Raw genomic sequence first — 377 nt, 5'->3', positions numbered from 1 at the left:
ACCAGACGGGGTGCGAGCGCCCGGCCGGCGCGCACCGCGACCTGCGGCTCGCCCGACCCCACGGCCACCAGCACCGCGGCCTGCTCCGCCTCCGCGGACAGACCCGGCTCCACATCCACCAGCACCAACCGGTCCGGATGCTCCCGCTGCGCCGAACGCACCAGACCCCACACCGACGACGCCGCCACATCCGCGACACCCTCGCCCGGACCGGCACCGACCGCACCACGGGTCAGCACCACCAGACGCGACCCCGCGAACCGCTCACCCGCCACGAACTCCTGCACCACCGCCAAAGCACCCGCCGCAACCCGCGACACATCCCCCGACATCCCGTCCGGGGACCAGACGACATGGGCCGGCGCAGGCTCAGTGCC

The 377-nt window shown here is 74.5% G+C and carries 1 protein-coding gene; it reads right to left on the bottom strand.

What is annotated here, in order from left to right; translation table 11 throughout:
- The coding region (locus tag IH00_RS0135810) for a SpnB-like Rossmann fold domain-containing protein (RefSeq protein ID WP_039947786.1) at positions 1-290 on the bottom strand (290 nt) is incomplete at its 3' end.
- Positions 291-377: the final 87 nt, after the last annotated feature.

It is taken from the genome of Streptomyces sp. NRRL S-118, assembly GCF_000716335.1.
Taxonomy (GTDB): Bacteria; Actinomycetota; Actinomycetes; order Streptomycetales; family Streptomycetaceae; genus Streptomyces.
Note: the sequence above shows the minus strand (reverse complement) of the source record. Positions and strands in the feature narration are given on the sequence as shown.